This is a genomic window from Clostridium sp. LS3 (genome assembly GCF_055330225.1).
The window spans coordinates 202,538-219,362 of sequence record NZ_CM143921.1 but is presented as its reverse complement, the minus strand read 5'-3'; the positions used below and the strand labels follow the sequence as shown (position 1 = coordinate 219,362).

At 31.6% G+C, this 16,825-nt stretch carries 11 protein-coding genes, 3 tRNA genes, 1 rRNA gene and 1 other annotated feature; of the genes, 1 reads left to right on the top strand and 14 read right to left on the bottom strand.

The genetic code is table 11. The features are described from left to right. Positions 1 to 48: 48 nt before the first annotated feature. A 16S ribosomal RNA gene (locus tag ACZJV1_RS01030) occupies positions 49 to 1,564 on the bottom strand. Positions 1,565 to 2,060: 496 nt separating this feature from the next. Between ACZJV1_RS01030 and ACZJV1_RS01025 the strand changes: the two genes are divergently transcribed. Continuing rightward, the gene (locus ACZJV1_RS01025; protein ID WP_463651148.1) at positions 2,061 to 3,062 is read left to right on the top strand and encodes a DUF5050 domain-containing protein; all 1,002 of its coding nucleotides are present in this window, start codon (positions 2,061 to 2,063) and stop codon (positions 3,060 to 3,062) included. A gap of 29 nt (positions 3,063 to 3,091) precedes the next feature. Here the strand turns inward: ACZJV1_RS01025 and murD are convergent, their stop codons facing one another. From murD to tilS, 13 genes are all read right to left on the bottom strand, one after another. Then, positions 3,092 to 4,471, bottom strand: coding sequence for a UDP-N-acetylmuramoyl-L-alanine--D-glutamate ligase (gene murD / locus ACZJV1_RS01020; RefSeq protein ID WP_463651147.1), 1,380 nt, complete (start codon positions 4,469 to 4,471; stop codon positions 3,092 to 3,094). Between the two features lie 201 nt (positions 4,472 to 4,672). Next, positions 4,673 to 6,064: a glycine--tRNA ligase gene (locus ACZJV1_RS01015; RefSeq protein WP_463651146.1), complete on the bottom strand. Its 1,392-nt coding sequence runs from the start codon at positions 6,062 to 6,064 to the stop codon at positions 4,673 to 4,675. A 43-nt stretch (positions 6,065 to 6,107) separates the two neighbouring features. Further along, positions 6,108 to 6,274: a binding site (T-box leader), on the bottom strand. A gap of 102 nt (positions 6,275 to 6,376) precedes the next feature. Beyond that, positions 6,377 to 6,451, bottom strand: a tRNA-Asn gene (locus ACZJV1_RS01010). Positions 6,452 to 6,482: 31 nt separating this feature from the next. Then, a tRNA-Asn gene (locus ACZJV1_RS01005) sits at positions 6,483 to 6,557 on the bottom strand. Positions 6,558 to 6,584: 27 nt separating this feature from the next. Continuing rightward, positions 6,585 to 6,659 (bottom strand) — tRNA-Asn (locus ACZJV1_RS01000). A 138-nt stretch (positions 6,660 to 6,797) separates the two neighbouring features. Next, entirely contained in the window at positions 6,798 to 8,303 is a 1,506-nt protein-coding gene (gene lysS, locus ACZJV1_RS00995) for a lysine--tRNA ligase (protein ID WP_411169488.1), read from the bottom strand. A gap of 14 nt (positions 8,304 to 8,317) precedes the next feature. Then, entirely contained in the window at positions 8,318 to 8,800 is a 483-nt protein-coding gene (gene greA, locus ACZJV1_RS00990; RefSeq protein WP_411169487.1) for a transcription elongation factor GreA, read from the bottom strand. Positions 8,801 to 9,008: 208 nt separating this feature from the next. Then, the gene (dusB, locus tag ACZJV1_RS00985; RefSeq protein WP_460288448.1) at positions 9,009 to 9,986 is read right to left on the bottom strand and encodes a tRNA dihydrouridine synthase DusB; all 978 of its coding nucleotides are present in this window, start codon (positions 9,984 to 9,986) and stop codon (positions 9,009 to 9,011) included. Positions 9,987 to 9,992: 6 nt separating this feature from the next. After that, positions 9,993 to 10,772 carry a type III pantothenate kinase gene (locus ACZJV1_RS00980; RefSeq protein ID WP_463651145.1) on the bottom strand — a complete coding sequence of 260 codons (780 nt, stop codon included), beginning with the start codon at positions 10,770 to 10,772 and terminating at the stop codon, positions 9,993 to 9,995. A 133-nt stretch (positions 10,773 to 10,905) separates the two neighbouring features. Then, a complete protein-coding gene (locus ACZJV1_RS00975; RefSeq protein WP_460288449.1) occupies positions 10,906 to 12,576 on the bottom strand; it encodes a formate--tetrahydrofolate ligase in 1,671 nt (556 codons plus the stop codon). 337 nt (positions 12,577 to 12,913) lie between these two features. Continuing rightward, positions 12,914 to 14,716 carry an ATP-dependent zinc metalloprotease FtsH gene (gene ftsH, locus ACZJV1_RS00970; RefSeq protein WP_411169483.1) on the bottom strand — a complete coding sequence of 601 codons (1,803 nt, stop codon included), beginning with the start codon at positions 14,714 to 14,716 and terminating at the stop codon, positions 12,914 to 12,916. Positions 14,717 to 14,764: 48 nt separating this feature from the next. Further along, the gene (gene hpt / locus ACZJV1_RS00965; RefSeq protein WP_411169482.1) at positions 14,765 to 15,304 is read right to left on the bottom strand and encodes a hypoxanthine phosphoribosyltransferase; all 540 of its coding nucleotides are present in this window, start codon (positions 15,302 to 15,304) and stop codon (positions 14,765 to 14,767) included. Positions 15,305 to 15,308: 4 nt separating this feature from the next. After that, positions 15,309 to 16,703 (bottom strand): tRNA lysidine(34) synthetase TilS, encoded by a 1,395-nt coding sequence (gene tilS, locus ACZJV1_RS00960; RefSeq protein ID WP_463651144.1) that lies wholly within the window; start codon positions 16,701 to 16,703, stop codon positions 15,309 to 15,311. Between the last annotated feature and the right edge of the window lie 122 nt (positions 16,704 to 16,825).

The window sequence follows — 16,825 nt, the reverse complement described above, 5'->3', positions numbered from 1 at the left end:
TTTTAAACTATACTAGATAAGCTTCTTGCTTACTAGATTTCTCCATAGAAAGGAGGTGATCCAGCCGCAGGTTCTCCTACGGCTACCTTGTTACGACTTCACCCCAATCGCTGACCCTACCTTAGGTCGCTGCCTCCCTTACGGGTTAGCTCACGAACTTTGGGTATTGCCAACTCTCATGGTGTGACGGGCGGTGTGTACAAGGCCCGGGAACGTATTCACCGCGACATTCTGATTCGCGATTACTAGCAACTCCAGCTTCATGTAGGCGAGTTTCAGCCTACAATCCGAACTGAGACAAGTTTTATAGTTTGGCTCCACCTTACGGTATTGCATCTCTTTGTACTTGCCATTGTAGCACGTGTGTAGCCCTAGACATAAGGGGCATGATGATTTGACGTCATCCCCACCTTCCTCCCGGTTAACCCGGGCAGTCTCGCTAGAGTGCTCAACTTAATGGTAGCAACTAACAATAGGGGTTGCGCTCGTTGCGGGACTTAACCCAACATCTCACGACACGAGCTGACGACAACCATGCACCACCTGTCATCCTGTCCCCGAAAGGACTTCCTCGATTAAGAGTAATGCAGGAGATGTCAAGTCTAGGTAAGGTTCTTCGCGTTGCTTCGAATTAAACCACATGCTCCGCTGCTTGTGCGGGCCCCCGTCAATTCCTTTGAGTTTTAATCTTGCGACCGTACTCCCCAGGCGGAATACTTAATGCGTTTGCGGCGGCACAGAGGTCATGACAACCCCTACACCTAGTATTCATCGTTTACGGCGTGGACTACCAGGGTATCTAATCCTGTTTGCTCCCCACGCTTTCGAGCCTCAGCGTCAGTTACAGTCCAGAGAGTCGCCTTCGCCACTGGTGTTCTTCCTAATCTCTACGCATTTCACCGCTACACTAGGAATTCCACTCTCCTCTCCTGCACTCTAGACTTCCAGTTTGAAATGCAGCACCCAAGTTGAGCCCGGGTATTTCACATCTCACTTAAAAATCCGCCTACGCTCCCTTTACGCCCAGTAAATCCGGACAACGCTCGCCACCTACGTATTACCGCGGCTGCTGGCACGTAGTTAGCCGTGGCTTCCTCCTCAGGTACCGTCATTATCGTCCCTGAAGACAGAGCTTTACGATCCGAAGACCTTCATCACTCACGCGGCGTTGCTGCATCAGGGTTTCCCCCATTGTGCAATATTCCCCACTGCTGCCTCCCGTAGGAGTCTGGGCCGTATCTCAGTCCCAATGTGGCCGATCACCCTCTCAGGTCGGCTACGCATCGTCGCCTTGGTGAGCCGTTACCTCACCAACTAGCTAATGCGCCGCGGGCCCATCTTATAGCGGATTGCTCCTTTAATTGCTTCTTCATGCGAAAAAGCAATGTTATGCGGTATTAATCTTCCTTTCGGAAGGCTATTCCCCTCTATAAGGCAGGTTGCCCACGTGTTACTCACCCGTCCGCCGCTAGGTTTGCTTCCGAAGAAACTCCCCTCGCTCGACTTGCATGTGTTAGGCACGCCGCCAGCGTTCGTCCTGAGCCAGGATCAAACTCTCAATAAAAAGTTTAATCTCTTTGCTCAAATTACTTTGAGTCTTAATTTTAAGACATCTAAAAGAATTGCTGGTTTTTTACTTAACTTATATTCTGTTCAATTTTCAAAGATCTAACTTTTGCCGTCTCAACGACTGCTTAATAATAATAACATTTCATTAATTAATTGTCAACATTTTTTTGTTTTCAATTTTTCTTATTATTTATTGTCTGCTTTTCGCTCCCGACGACGTTATTTATATTATCACGATTATGATTTTATTCAAATATAAAACAATCTTATTTGTTGATTTTATTTTTATTATTCTACTAATTTCTAACTTATTCTTTCTTTTTTATATAATGATACACCAGGTAAAGTTAACTTATATACCTATAAATTTAAACTGTTTTACGCTATTTTTTATCAAAATTTTCTATATTTTCATAGTTTTGTTTTACTTAATTATAATTTTAATTTAATATATTATTATAAAGATATTAATCGACTATTAGGAGGTCTATATGATAAGAAGGATATTTTATTTTTTAATTATATCAACATTATTTTTTACAGGTTGTACTAGTGATAATAAAGAAACCAAAGCAACCCAAAACAACGCTTCATTGTCAACATCTTTTAAGAAAAATGTAGATGCAAGCAAAAGCATTATTCTCTCTGGTAAAACCTTAAGCTATAACAAATATGCCTATATAGGTAATTTACTATTTTTCCCTGATACAAATAACAATAATAAACTTTCAGTAGCTCAACTCTCAGAGAATAGCGTAAGTATAACAAAAGATATAATAATAGATTCATTTGATTACTCAGTAGATTCTTTAGCTTCAGATAATACTACATTATATTTTTCATCAACATCTAAGGATCACGGGCTTTATAAATTAGATTATGAAAAAAAGGATATAGTAAAAATTAATAATGATTCACCTAAAGGAATAGTCTACCAAAACGGAAAGTTATATTATATTGATTTAAATACTAATAATATGTACTCATATGATATTAAATCTAAGTCTAAAACTATCTTATCAAACAATAAAGCAGGAAATTTTATTTTAAATAGTAATAATATATTTTATAAAAATTTAGATGATAACTCTAAATTATATTGTTTAGTAATAGATAATAATAATGGTAAAGATAATAATTTAAAATTAACTGATATGCCTGTAGATAGTTTTATAACTTATAATAACGAAATATTATTTATAAATACCTCTGATAATAATTCTCTATATTCTTTAAATCTTTCAAATAAAGAAATAAAGAAAGTTTTAAATATTAATGCTAGTAACTTGAAACAACTAGAGAATAAAATTTATTTTATTAATAATGATGACCCAAATTCAATCTATACTATTACACAAGCTACACAAAACGATAAATTTGAATATAACAAATTATTTTCAGATTTCACAAATGAATATTTTCCTACTGAAAAAGGAATTTTTATAGAACCAGCATCTAATTTACAAGAAATAAAAATTCTTTATTCAACCTAAAAAATAAAAGGCTATACAGCCTTTTATTTTTATTTTAGTTGATTTACAATTTCTTTAAACCTATTTCCTCTTACTTCAAAGTTAGCAAACATATCAAAAGATGCACATGCAGGTGAAAGTGTCACAACATCTCCATTATTAGATAAATCTTTTGCTTTAAGTACAGCTTCCTCTAATGAACTTACTATTGTTATAGGAATTTCAATTCCTTTTTCTTTTTTAAGCTTTTCAAAAGACTCTTTTATTTTATCCTTAGTTACTCCTAATAATATTAATTCCTTTATATAAGGATACCCTTCTTCTGCTAAAGGCTCAAAGGGAATATGTTTATCATACCCTCCAGCTATTAAAATAACTTTCTTTTCAAAAGCAAATAATCCTGCTAAGGTTCTTGTTGGGCTTGAAGCTATAGAATCATTATAATACTTAACTCCATCTAGTTCTCTAACAAACTCGCATCTATGTTCAACTCCACCAAAGGTTTCAGCAACTTTTTTCATAACATCTATAGATACATCATCTTTCGTTGCTAAAAAAGCAGCTAAATAGTTTTCTATATTGTGGATACCCTTAATTATTATATTATGCTTTTTACATACTTCTTTGTTATTTAAATATAGTATACTATCTTTAAAATATGTGCCATTTTCAACTTCTCTCTTAGAGCTAAACTCTCTAACCTCTCCCCTAGCCTCAGATGTGAAACTATGAGTTATTTCATTTTCTTTATTTAAAACTAAAACTCCACTTTTTTCTTGATACAAGAATATATTTTTCTTTGCATCTATATATTCTTGCATATCTAAATGCATATCAAGGTGATTAGGTGCTAAATTAGTTACTACAGCAACATCTATAGGTGTGTTCATAGTCATAAGTTGAAAACTAGATAACTCTAAAACAACTTTATCATCTTCTTTTATTTCTTCTATGTTAGAAAATAAAGGTGTACCTATGTTTCCTCCAATCCAAGTTTTATACCCTGCTTCTTTTAGAAGCCTAGATATAATTGTTGTTGTTGTTGTTTTACCATCACTTCCTGTTATGCCATATACTTTTCCTTTGCAATATCTAACGAACTCTTCCATTTCTGATGTTATATATGCACCTTCGTTTTTTACTTTTAGCAAAGCATCACAATCTATTCTCATTGATGGAGTCTTAAATACAACATCGAACCCTGATAATTTATCTAAGTATCCTTCACCTAGTTCTAAAGCAACAGATAATTCATTAAACTCTTTTGCTATATCAACTAATTCTTCTCTATTTTTTTTATCAAATGCAGTTACTTTTGCTCCAAGCTTAACCAAAAATCTTATAAGTGGTATATTGCTCACTCCAATACCAACAACAGCAACATTTTTGTCTTTTATAAACTCTTTGAATTCACTAAATTGTTTTTTCATAGCTTTCCTCCAAAACCATATATAAGATATTATATGAAACTCCTCTTACTACGTTCGAATGAGTAAGTTCGCCTTTCCAAATGTGAAATTTGGAGGCTCACTTATCTTTAAGTCTGTCCCAATTCTTTCTAATTATAACATTTAAGATATCCAAACTCAAAAAAGAGAGGAGAATTTTATTATACACTCCTCTCTTTTAAATTAAAACTCTAAACTTTTTTCTATATAAGATTCTAAATCTGCAATCTTTACTCTTTCTTGTTCCATAGTGTCTCTATTTCTAATAGTAACAGCTTCATCTTCTAGAGTATCAAAATCTATTGTTATACAGAATGGAGTTCCTATTTCATCTTGTCTTCTATATCTCTTTCCTATGCTTCCAGCTTCATCGTATTCTATGTTAAACTTCTTGCTTAAATCTGCATATACATCTAAAGCTTTTTCAGAAAGCTTCTTTGAAAGTGGTAATATAGCAGCTTTATATGGAGCTAAAGACGGATGTAAGTGCATAACTGTTCTAGTATCTCCACCTTCTAATTCTTCTTCATCATATGCATCTACTAAGAAAGCTAATGCAACTCTATCAGCACCTAAAGACGGTTCAATAACATAAGGAACATATTTTTCATTAGTTGTTGGATCTAAATAGCTCATATCTTGACCTGAATGGTCTTGATGCTTTGTTAAGTCATAATCTGTTCTGTCAGCTATTCCCCATAACTCACCCCAACCAAATGGGAATAAATATTCTATATCTGATGTTGCATTTGAATAAAATGATAATTCTTCTTCTCCATGATCTCTCATTCTTAAATTATCTTGCTGAACTCCTAAATTTAATAAGAAGTTCCAACAGTAATCTTTCCAATATTTAAACCATTCTAAATCCGTTCCTGGCTTACAGAAAAACTCTAATTCCATTTGTTCAAACTCTCTTGTTCTAAATGTAAAGTTTCCTGGAGTTATTTCATTTCTAAAAGATTTCCCTATTTGAGCTATACCAAAAGGAACTTTCTTTCTTGAAGTTCTTTGAACTGATTTAAAGTTTACAAATATACCTTGAGCTGTTTCTGGTCTTAAATATATTGTACTAGCAGAATCATCTGTTATTCCTTGGAATGTTTTAAACATTAAATTAAACTTTCTTATATCTGTATAATTTAATTTTCCACATTTAGGACATACTATATTATTTTTTTCAATATAATCTTTTAATTGCTCATTACTCCATCCATCTGCACTAGCAACTTCTGCTCCATTTTCAGTCATATGATCTTCAACTATTTTATCTGCTCTAAATCTAGCTTTACATTCTTTACAATCCATTAACGGATCTGAAAATCCACCAACATGTCCTGATGCAACCCACACTTCTGGATTCATTAATATAGCACAATCTACTCCTACATTATAAGGACTTTCTTGAACAAATTTCTTCCACCAAGCTTTTTTAACATTATTTTTAAACTCAACACCTAATGGACCATAATCCCAAGAGTTTGCTAATCCTCCGTATATTTCTGATCCTGGAAATACAAAGCCTCTACTTTTACAAAGAGCAACAATCTTTTCCATAGTTTTTTCTACCGCCATTTTAATACCTCCAATTTTTTATAAATAAAAAAGGCCTCAAACCTAAAGGGACGAAATTTAAATTCCGCGGTTCCACCCTTCTTGGCTTTAGCCCAACTTTCCATATTAATACTCAAAAGCGCCCTTCAACTTAAATTAATAACAATTTTCACCAACCATTGTCTCTCTAAAAGAAATACTAAGTCTACTCCTCTTTCTCATAGTATTTATTAAATTATATATTAATTTTACCAAAAGACTTATATATGTCAAGTAAAAAAGAGTTTTATAACAATAGATAATTTATCTACTCTTATAAAACTCTTTTAAAAATGGCTCCGTGGAGAGGATTCGAACCTCCAACCTATCGGTTAACAGCCGAGTGCTCCACCATTGAGCTACCACGGAATATTTTTATAAATTAATTTTAAAATTAAAATGGCTCCGTGGAGAGGATTCGAACCTCCAACCTATCGGTTAACAGCCGAGTGCTCCACCATTGAGCTACCACGGAATATTCCTATTAATTTTAAAATTAAAATGGCTCCGCGAAGAGGATTCGAACCTCCAACCTATCGGTTAACAGCCGAGTGCTCCACCATTGAGCTATCGCGGAATATTAGTTACATTAGTTATTATAACAATTTTTATTAATAATGCAAGTGTTTTTTTATACTTTTTAAAATTTTATTATTTATACACTATATAATTTAGTTAGATAAGGGAATAGGAATCCCATTCCCTTATAAAAAATCTATTTTTGTGGTTTCATTGTTGGGAACATTATAACGTCTCTTATTGATGCAGAATCAGTTAGGAACATTATCATTCTATCAATACCTATTCCTAGTCCCCCTGTTGGTGGCATACCGGTTTCTAAAGCACTCATGAATTCTTCATCTATCATGTATGCTTCATCATCACCTAGTTCTCTTTCTTTTTCTTGTTGGTTAAATCTTTCTCTTTGAACTATAGGATCATTTAATTCTGAATAAGCATTACATACTTCTCTTCCAAATACAAACCCTTCAAATCTTTCTGTAAATTCAGCATTTCCTCTCTTTTTCTTAGTTAAAGGAGAAATTTCTACTGGGTAATCACAAATAAATGTCGGTTGAATCATATGTTGTTCTGCATATTCTTCAAATAACATATTTAATACTTCACCCTTAGTTACATGCTTAAGATCTTTCTTAAATTCTAAGTGTTTTTCCTTAGCTATAGCTTGAGCTTCTTCATTTGTTTTTATTTCATTAAAGTCAACTCCTGCATGTTCTTTAACAGCATCAACCATAGTTATTCTATTCCAAGGAGGCATAAAGTCTATTTCTGTTCCTTGATAATTAACCTTTGTTGTTCCATTTACCTTTTCACATACATAAGCAATCATATTTTCTGTTATTTCCATCATATCATTGTAATCAGCAAATGCTTCATATAATTCTATCATTGTAAATTCTGGATTATGTCTTACTGACATACCTTCATTTCTGAAGGTTCTTCCCATATCATATACCTTTTCTAAACCAGCAACTATACATCTTTTTAAATATAATTCTGGTGCTATTCTTAAATACATATCTATATCTAAAGTATTGTGATGAGTTATGAATGGTCTAGCTGATGCTCCTCCTGCAATTGGTGCAAGCATTGGAGTTTCAACCTCTATAAATCCTCTATTATCTAAGAATTCTCTTATTCCTTTTACAATTCCAGCTCTCTTAATAAAGTTAGTTTTTACTTCTGGGTTAGAAATCATATCGACTTCTCTTTGTCTATATCTTAAATCTGGATCTTTTAATCCATGCCATTTTTCTGGTAACGGTTTTAATGATTTACATATTAACTCAAAACTTTTAACCTTGATTGATACTTCTCCAGTTTTAGTTTTAAATACTTCTCCTGTAGCAACAACCCAATCTCCTAAATCATAAGTTTTATATGATTTTAAAGCTTCTTCTCCTACTTCATCTATTTTTATAAACAATTGAATTTTCCCGTCTCTATCTTGTACATCTGAGAATACAACTTTACCTTGCCCTCTTTTGGACATAATTCTTCCAGCTACTGTAACTACAGTTCCCTCTAAATTTTCAAAATCATTTTTAACAGCCTCTGACATATGTGTTTTTTCAACTTTGTATACGTCAAATGGATCTTTTCCTTGATTTTGTAGTTCTACTAACTTCTCTCTTCTTAATGCTTCTTGCTCACTAAACTGAGATTCTAACTCTTGTATATTCATTTCCTCAGTTGACATTAAATATCCCTCCGTTACTCTCTTCTTATTCCTAGTATTTCGAATTTATTCACTCCATTAGGTACTGATACTTCAACTATTTCTCCAACCTTTTTACCTAGTAAAGCTGCTCCTACTGGTGATTCATTTGATATTTTAAAGTTCATAGGATCTGCTTCTGCTGAACCTACAATAAAATACTCAACTTCTTCATCAAATTCATAATCCTTAACCTTAACAATTGTTCCTACTGAAACTTTGTCTGTTGGAATTTCTGATTCGTCAACAACACTGGCATTTTTCAACATATTTTCTAATTGAATAATTCTACCTTCTGTAAACGCTTGTTCATTTTTAGCTTCATCATACTCTGAGTTTTCGCTTAAATCCCCATATCCTAATGCAACTTTTATTTTTTCAGTTATTTCTTTTCTTTTAACAGTCTTCAAGAATTCTAATTCATCTTCTAGCTTTTTAACACCTTCGTATGTCATTACGAATTTTTTTGTTTCACTCATGATTTTCTCCCCTTCAAAATTACTACTTTATTTAAATACCTAACACTAGGTCTGATATTCTCCAAATCATTTTAAACATTATAAATCAGCAAGTATTATCTGTCAACTCACCAATATTATAAATAAATATATAATATTATTTTAACAGATATATATTATTCTCGCTTTTAATATATTTATTCCTTATAAAACCTATTAATTACATAATCTAATAAATTCTTCTTAACTCTTCTTTATAATTATTAAGTAATTGGATAACAGCATTGCTTTCATCTAGGGTATTCATTACTCCTCTTATATCATTGCTCTTTGGTAATCCTTTAAGATACCACGAAGCATGCTTTCTCATTTCTCTTACTGATTTATGTTCTCCATCATACTTAAGAGCTAGTTCATAGTGTCTTAAGCACATATCTATTCTATCTAAATATGTTATTTCTAAAGGTGGTTCTCCTTTTAGTTTATGTTGAATTTGTTTGAATATCCAAGGATTTCCCATACTTCCCCTTGCAACCATTATTCCATCACAGTTAGCTCTTTCCTTTAACTCTAGCGCATCTTCAGCTGTAAATACATCTCCATTTCCTAGTACAGGAATTGATATAGCGTCTTTTACTGCTCCTATTATACCCCAATCTGCTTTACCTTCATACATCTGCTCTTTTGTTCTTCCATGAACTGTAACAGCATCTACTCCAGCATCTTCAAGCCTTTTTGCAAATTCAACAGCATTTATATTATTTTCATCCCAACCTTTTCTGAATTTAACTGTTACTGGTTTATTTGATACTTTTTTTATTTCTTTTACTATATTGGCAGCTAATTCTGGATTCTTTAATAAAGCTGATCCTTCTCCATTTTTAGTAATTTTATTTACAGGGCATCCCATATTTATATCTACTATACAAACATCTTCTCTATCATTAAAATGTCTTTGTACTACTTCTGCCATTATTTTAGGATCATTTCCAAATATTTGTGCAGCAACAGGCATCTCTTCATCAGCTATTCTAAGTAATGACTTTGTATTTTCGTTACCATAATAAAGTGCCTTTGCACTTACCATTTCTGTATAAACTAGTCCACATCCCATTTCCTTACATAACCCTCTAAAAGATATATCTGTTACTCCTGCCATAGGTGCTAGAAAAACATTATTTTCAAATTCTAGGTTTCCAATCTTCATATTATACTACTCCTTATTTTTTTCGTATATTATTCTTAACCCCTCTAATGTTAAACTAGAATCTACCTTATCTATAACTTTAGTTTCTTTAGCTATTAAATTAGCCAATCCACCTGTTGCTATAACTAAAGGCTCATCAGAACCAAGATCTATCATTTCTTTTTTTATCTTGTTTACTATATATTCTACCTGCCCTATATATCCATAAATTATACCTGATTGCATGCTAGATATAGTATTTTTACATATTATATTTTTGGGTACTTCTAATTCTACTCTTGGTAACTTTGCAGCTCTATCAAATAAAGCATCCGATGCTATTCTTATACCTGGAGTAATGCACCCTCCAAGATAGTTGGCATCTTTAGTTAGCGAACAGAAGGTAGTAGCTGTTCCAAAATCTATTATTATAAGATCTCTCTTGTATTTATCATGTGCAGCTACAGCATTTACAATTCTATCGGCTCCAACTTCTTTTGGATTATCATATTTTATGTTTATTCCTGTTCTAACCCCTGGTCCTACAATCAAAGGATTTATTCCAAAACTCTTTTTTATCATATTTTCTAATGAATGCATTATATTTGGAACAACGGATGAAATTATTATTCCCTTTACTTCCTTCGGATTTAAGTTGCTTTGAATAAAAAGTTGCATAACTTGAATAGAGTATTCATCAGATGTTTTTTTTGCATCAGTAGAAATTCTCCAGCCAGCAATATTTTCAGAATTATTATATACACCCAAGACTATATTGGTATTACCTACATCTACCACTAAAATCATACAAGCACCACCTTAATACAATTAAAAGCAGCTTTGAAAGCTGCCTTTATTTAAATAAATATAATCACAATAAATTTAACAATTTAATTTTAACAATTACAGAGTATTTGTCAAGTGTTGTAAATTCCATATATTAAAATAATCCTATTATTTCTCCATTATCTAATATATCCATTTTGTTAGCCGCTGGTACCTTTGGAAGTCCCGGCATTGTCATTATATCGCCATTTAATGCCACTATAAACCCTGCTCCATTAGATATTCTTACTTCCTTTACTGTTATATCAAAATTTTCTGGTCTACCCAATAACGCTGGATTATCAGAAAGTGAATATTGTGTTTTTGCCATGCAAATAGGTAATTTATCTAAGTTGAACTTTTCTAGCTCTTTTATCTGCTTTTTAGCATTAGGTGTAATAACTATACCTTTAGCTCCATATATTTCTTTAGCTATTGTAAGTATTTTATTTTCTATACTATCATTCAAATCGTAAATCGGCTTGTATTTAGCCTCATCTTTTTCTAGTGTATCACATACTATCTCACCAAGTTCCACTCCACCTTCTCCACCTTTAGACCATACATCTGATAAAGCAACCTTTACTCCAAGATTATTGCAGTACTCTTTTATAAATTTAACTTCTTCATCAGAGTCTGTTGAGAATTTATTAATAGCTACGACAACTGGAACATTAAACTTCTTAATATTTTCAATTTGCTTTTCTAAGTTTGAAATTCCTTTTGATAAAGCTTCTACATTAGGTATATTTAACTGTTCCTTATTTACTCCTCCATGATTTTTTAATGCTCTTACTGTTGCAACAATAACAACACAATCTGGACTTAACTCTCCATATCTACACTTAATATTTAAGAACTTTTCCGCACCTAAATCTGCTCCAAACCCAGCTTCTGTTACAACTATATCACCTAATTTAAGAGCCATCTTAGTTGCTATTATTGAATTACATCCATGTGCTATATTAGCAAAAGGTCCACCATGTATTATTGCAGGTGTATTTTCTAATGTTTGAACCAAGTTAGGCTTTATAGCATCCTTCATAAGTAATGCCATCGCTCCTTGTATATCTAACTTCTTTGCATATACTGGGTTGCCATCTAAATCATAGGCTATTAATATATTCCCCATTCTTTCTTTAAGATCTGATAAACTATTTGCTAAGCATAATATAGCCATTATTTCTGATGCTACAGTTATCATAAAACCGTCTTCTCTTAAGAATCCATTAAGTTTTCCACCTAACCCCACAACTATATTTCTAAGAGACCTATCATTTATATCTATAACTCTCTTAAATATTATTCTTCTTGAATCAATTCTTAAATCATTTCCTTGATGTATATGATTATCGATCGCTGCCGCCAATAAATTATTAGCACTAGTAATAGCATGCATATCCCCTGTGAAATGTAAATTTATATCTTCCATAGGTACTACTTGAGCATATCCACCACCAGCTGCTCCACCCTTTATCCCAAAAACCGGTCCAAGTGAAGGTTCTCTTAAAGCGATAACTGCATTTTTACCCATTTTGCAAAGTGCTTGCCCTAACCCAACTGTAACTGTTGATTTACCTTCTCCTGCTGGTGTAGGATTTATAGCTGTTACTAATACTAACTTTCCATTTTCTTTGTTCTTGTTTTTTTCAAATATATCTAATGATAATTTGCATTTATACTTTCCATATTGTTCTATATCATCTTCTGTTAAGTTTAGCTTTTGAGCAATTTTAGTTATATGCTCCATCTTAGCTTCTTGAGCTATTTGTATATCACTCTTCATACCAATACACTCCCACTTCTTTTAAAATTATTTTCTATTGTTATTTTATACATAAATTATATCATCTAATCTATAACATTCAAATATTAATTCGAACGTTTATATTTTTATATCAATAATCCTTCGTATATTTTACTGTTTTCGCAATTGTCTAGCTTCATTATTATATATAGTTCGTATTTTATATTGTTTAATTCTTAGAAATCTTTTATAAGCATAAAATAAATATACTTTTCCACATTCGATTATTAAAAATATTATATAATCACATTTTCAAAACTTTAAACTTTTATACTTTTTTATATATGAAAAAGAGCAGTCTATAGACTGCTCTTTATTAACTTTGGCTAAAAATTCTTTCGAATTCTTCTCCATCTATTTTTTCTTTTTCTAATAAAGTTTCTGCTACTGCATGTAATTTACTTATATTTTGGCTTAATAATGTTTGTGCTCTCTCATATGCCTCATCAATAAATCTCTTAACTTCTTTATCAATTTCAGCTCCAACTTCTTCACTGAAGTTTCTACTTCTTCCTAAGTTCCTACCTATAAACACTTCATTATTATCATTTCCATAAGAAATAGTTCCAAGCTTTTCGCTCATTCCATACTCCATTACCATAGCTCTTGCAATAGCACTAGCTCTATCAATATCATTCTTAGCACCAGTACTTATATCTGATAGTATTATCTTTTCAGCTAATCTTCCTCCAAGTAACCCTACCATATCATCTCTTAACTTTTCCTTTGAAGTGTAAGCCCTATCTTCCCTAGGCAAGTGCATTGTATATCCACCGGCCATTCCTCTTGGTATTATACTTATTTCATGTACTGGGTCGGCATGTTCTAATAGCTTCATTACAACTGCATGCCCTGCTTCATGATAAGCAGTTAATTTTCTATCGTGTTCACTTATTGCTCTACTCTTCTTTTCAGGACCAGCTATTACTCTTGTTATAGCTTCTTCAAAATCCAGCATTCCTATTAGCTTTTCATTTTTTCTAACAGCTAAAAGAGCTGCTTCATTTGCTAAATTCTCTAAGTCTGCTCCACTAAACCCAGGGGTTCTCTTAGCTAAAACTTTTAGTTCTACATCTTCGGATAAAGGTTTCTTTTTAGTATGAACCTTTAATATTTCTTCTCTTCCTTTTACATCAGGAGCTCCAACAACTATTTGTCTATCAAATCTTCCAGGTCTTAATAAAGCTGGATCTAATATATCTGGTCTATTAGTTGCTGCAATCATTATTATTCCTTCATTTGCTCCAAATCCATCCATTTCAACCAATAGTTGATTTAATGTTTGTTCTCTTTCATCATGGCCTCCACCAAGACCTGCTCCTCTTTGTCTACCTACAGCATCAATTTCATCTATAAACACAAGTGATGGTGCACTTTTCTTAGCTTGCTCAAAAAGGTCTCTAACTCTTGAAGCACCAACCCCAACGAACATCTCAACAAAATCTGATCCTGATATACTATAAAAAGGAACACCAGCTTCACCAGCTATCGCTTTTGCTAATAAAGTTTTTCCCGTTCCTGGAGGACCAACTAATAAAACACCTTTAGGTATTCTAGCTCCCATTTCAGTATATCTTGATGGTTGCTTTAAGAAATCAACTATTTCTTCTAGTTCTTGCTTCTCTTCATCAGCTCCTGCTACATCATCAAATGTAACTCTCTTTGCATCTGGAGGCATTATTTTGGCTCTACTTTTTCCAAAGTTCATAACACCTCTTCCTCCACCGCCACCTTGTGACTGCTGCGTCATCATAAAGAAGAACACAAAAACTAAAACCATTAACATTAATGTAGGAATTATACTAATCCATATACTACTATTTGAAGGTTGTTTGAATTCTATCTTTATATTGTCCTTAGGATTTTGAGTCATTAACATTTGTACCATTTCACTTGGTGCATATGTAGTAAACTGTTTATTGGATGTAGTTTTTCCTGAAATTATCATTTTATCAGGATGAACCATAACACTCTCAATCTCATCATTAACCCATTTTTGTTGGAAATCACTGTATGATATTTCATCTGCCATCTTACCGCTATTCCATAGGAATGTTGCAGATAAGAAAAGTATTAAAATTACAAATATCCATACTGTTGCACTTGAATATTTTTTCATTCAAGAGCCCCCCTTTCTTCTAGTTTTTTTATTATATTGCATTTTCTTTTAATTTATATATATTTCTTCTTTCAATATACCTATAAAAGGTAAGTTTCTATATTTCTCTGAATAATCTAACCCATAACCAACTAGGAACTCATCAGGAACTTCAAATCCACAATATTTAACATTTATATCAACTCTTCTTCTAGATGGCTTAGTTAGTAAAGATATTATTTCTATACTATTAGCCTTTCTAGTTTTTAGATATTTCAATAGATAATCTAATGTTACTCCACTATCTATTATATCTTCTACTATAATTATGTCTTTTCCTTCAATGCCATGATCTAAATCCTTTAATATTCTAACAACACCAGAAGTTTCTGAAGAACTTCCATAACTAGATACAGCCATAAAATCAATTTCACATGGTATAGTTATATTCTTAATAAGATCAGATGTAAATACTACTGACCCTTTTAAAATTCCTACAATTAATAAGTCTTTTTCTTTATAATCCTCACTAATTTTACTTCCTAAATCTTTAACTTTTTTTAATATTTCCTCTTCACTTATTAATATTTTTTTTATGTCTCTTATCATTCCTTTATTCCTTTCTAGTAAAAGTAATTTTTATTATCTTTTTTGTTTCATTGGTTATTTTAAATTTATCCGAAACCTTATACCCTACTATCCAAGCTATTTCATCATCAAAACATAAAATAGGAATTTGATCTCTTAATTCCACAGGCACTTTTAAGTCTATAAATATATCTTTTAATTTCTTATTGCCTTTCATTCCTAAAGGAGTGATTTTATCCCCATTTTTTCTTTTTCTAATAACTAGCCCTTCTTTTATATTATCATAATCGAAATATTTTATTAATACATTATTAGAAAATTCTATATTATTTTTGTCTTTTATAACTTCAAAATGAACCTTGCAATTATTATAATCAAAAGAATATTTATCTAACTTATCTTTATTTATTAAGACTTCTATATCTTCGTATTTTTCATGGTTATATTCTTTATTTTTTAAATATATATCACCATAAATATTTTCTGCCATTATACCATTAGGCAAATCTATCTTTTTATTAGTCGTATTTTTAGATAAATCAATAACTTCATAAATATGTTTCATTTCAAAGTTGTTGTGCTTTCCTGTAAATTCTATAAATGATTTCTTTATAAGCCTTGTCAATATTGCTTTATCTAGCAAAAAGGCACCCTTTGATATAACTATAAATTTATTTTTAGTTATACAATACTTTTTATAACTATTATTACATTGTTTTTCTATAAAGTCATTATCTATTTGTAATAATCTTGACATTCTATTTATTGTATCTATAATATCTTCGTTAAAATTTTCTTGCATATATGGTAATATATCTAACCTAACTTTGTTTCTACTATATATCTTTTCTAAATTAGTTTTATCTATTCTAGGATTTAAATTGTTTTCTTTGCAATAATTTTCTATTTCACTTCTTGAAAGACACAATATAGGTCTTATTATACCATTATTTCTTTTGCTCCTAATTCCACAAAGGCCCTCTATTCCAGTACCTCTCATCATATTCATAAGCACTGTTTCAGCTTGATCATTAGAATTATGAGCTACTGCAATTTTACTATAATTATGTGTATATTTTATGTCATTAAAAAATTTATATCGTTCATCTCTACCTGCCATTTCATGAGATATATTTTTTTCTTTTGCTATAGAATTTATATCTACTCTCGTAGAATAGAACTGTATTCCCATCTTCTTACATAAACTTTCTGCGTAAGCTTCATCTTTTAAAGCCTCTTCACCTCTTAGCATATGATTTACATGGGCTGCACCAATTTCTATATTTAGGCTATCTTTAATTTTGTAAAGTACATGAAGTAAACAAACTGAATCAGGCCCTCCAGATAAAGCAACTAATACTTTATCATTTTTCTCTATAAGATTGTTTTGTAAGATAAAATCTTTTGCTTTGTTTATCACATCAAAACTCCTTAGTATAATTATTTTAATATATAATATAATAACCTTAACATCTATATATGTAAATATTTATAATTAGTTAATTTTTACAACATTTAAAATTGAAGAAGATGAGACACTAA

Bases quoted from the DNA above. Each gene is read 5' to 3' on its own strand.
- hpt (WP_411169482.1), bottom strand. From the start codon at position 15,304: ATGATAAGAGACATAAAAAAAATATTAATAAGTGAAGAGGAAATATTA.
- greA (WP_411169487.1), bottom strand. From the start codon at position 8,800: ATGAGTGAAACAAAAAAATTCGTAATGACATACGAAGGTGTTAAAAAG.
- ftsH (WP_411169483.1), bottom strand. From the start codon at position 14,716: ATGAAAAAATATTCAAGTGCAACAGTATGGATATTTGTAATTTTAATA.
- murD (WP_463651147.1), bottom strand. From the start codon at position 4,471: ATGAAAAAACAATTTAGTGAATTCAAAGAGTTTATAAAAGACAAAAAT.
- ACZJV1_RS00980 (WP_463651145.1), bottom strand. From the start codon at position 10,772: ATGATTTTAGTGGTAGATGTAGGTAATACCAATATAGTCTTGGGTGTA.
- ACZJV1_RS01015 (WP_463651146.1), bottom strand. From the start codon at position 6,064: ATGGCGGTAGAAAAAACTATGGAAAAGATTGTTGCTCTTTGTAAAAGT.
- ACZJV1_RS01025 (WP_463651148.1), top strand. From the start codon at position 2,061: ATGATAAGAAGGATATTTTATTTTTTAATTATATCAACATTATTTTTT.
- lysS (WP_411169488.1), bottom strand. From the start codon at position 8,303: ATGTCAACTGAGGAAATGAATATACAAGAGTTAGAATCTCAGTTTAGT.
- ACZJV1_RS00975 (WP_460288449.1), bottom strand. From the start codon at position 12,576: ATGAAGAGTGATATACAAATAGCTCAAGAAGCTAAGATGGAGCATATA.
- dusB (WP_460288448.1), bottom strand. From the start codon at position 9,986: ATGAAGATTGGAAACCTAGAATTTGAAAATAATGTTTTTCTAGCACCT.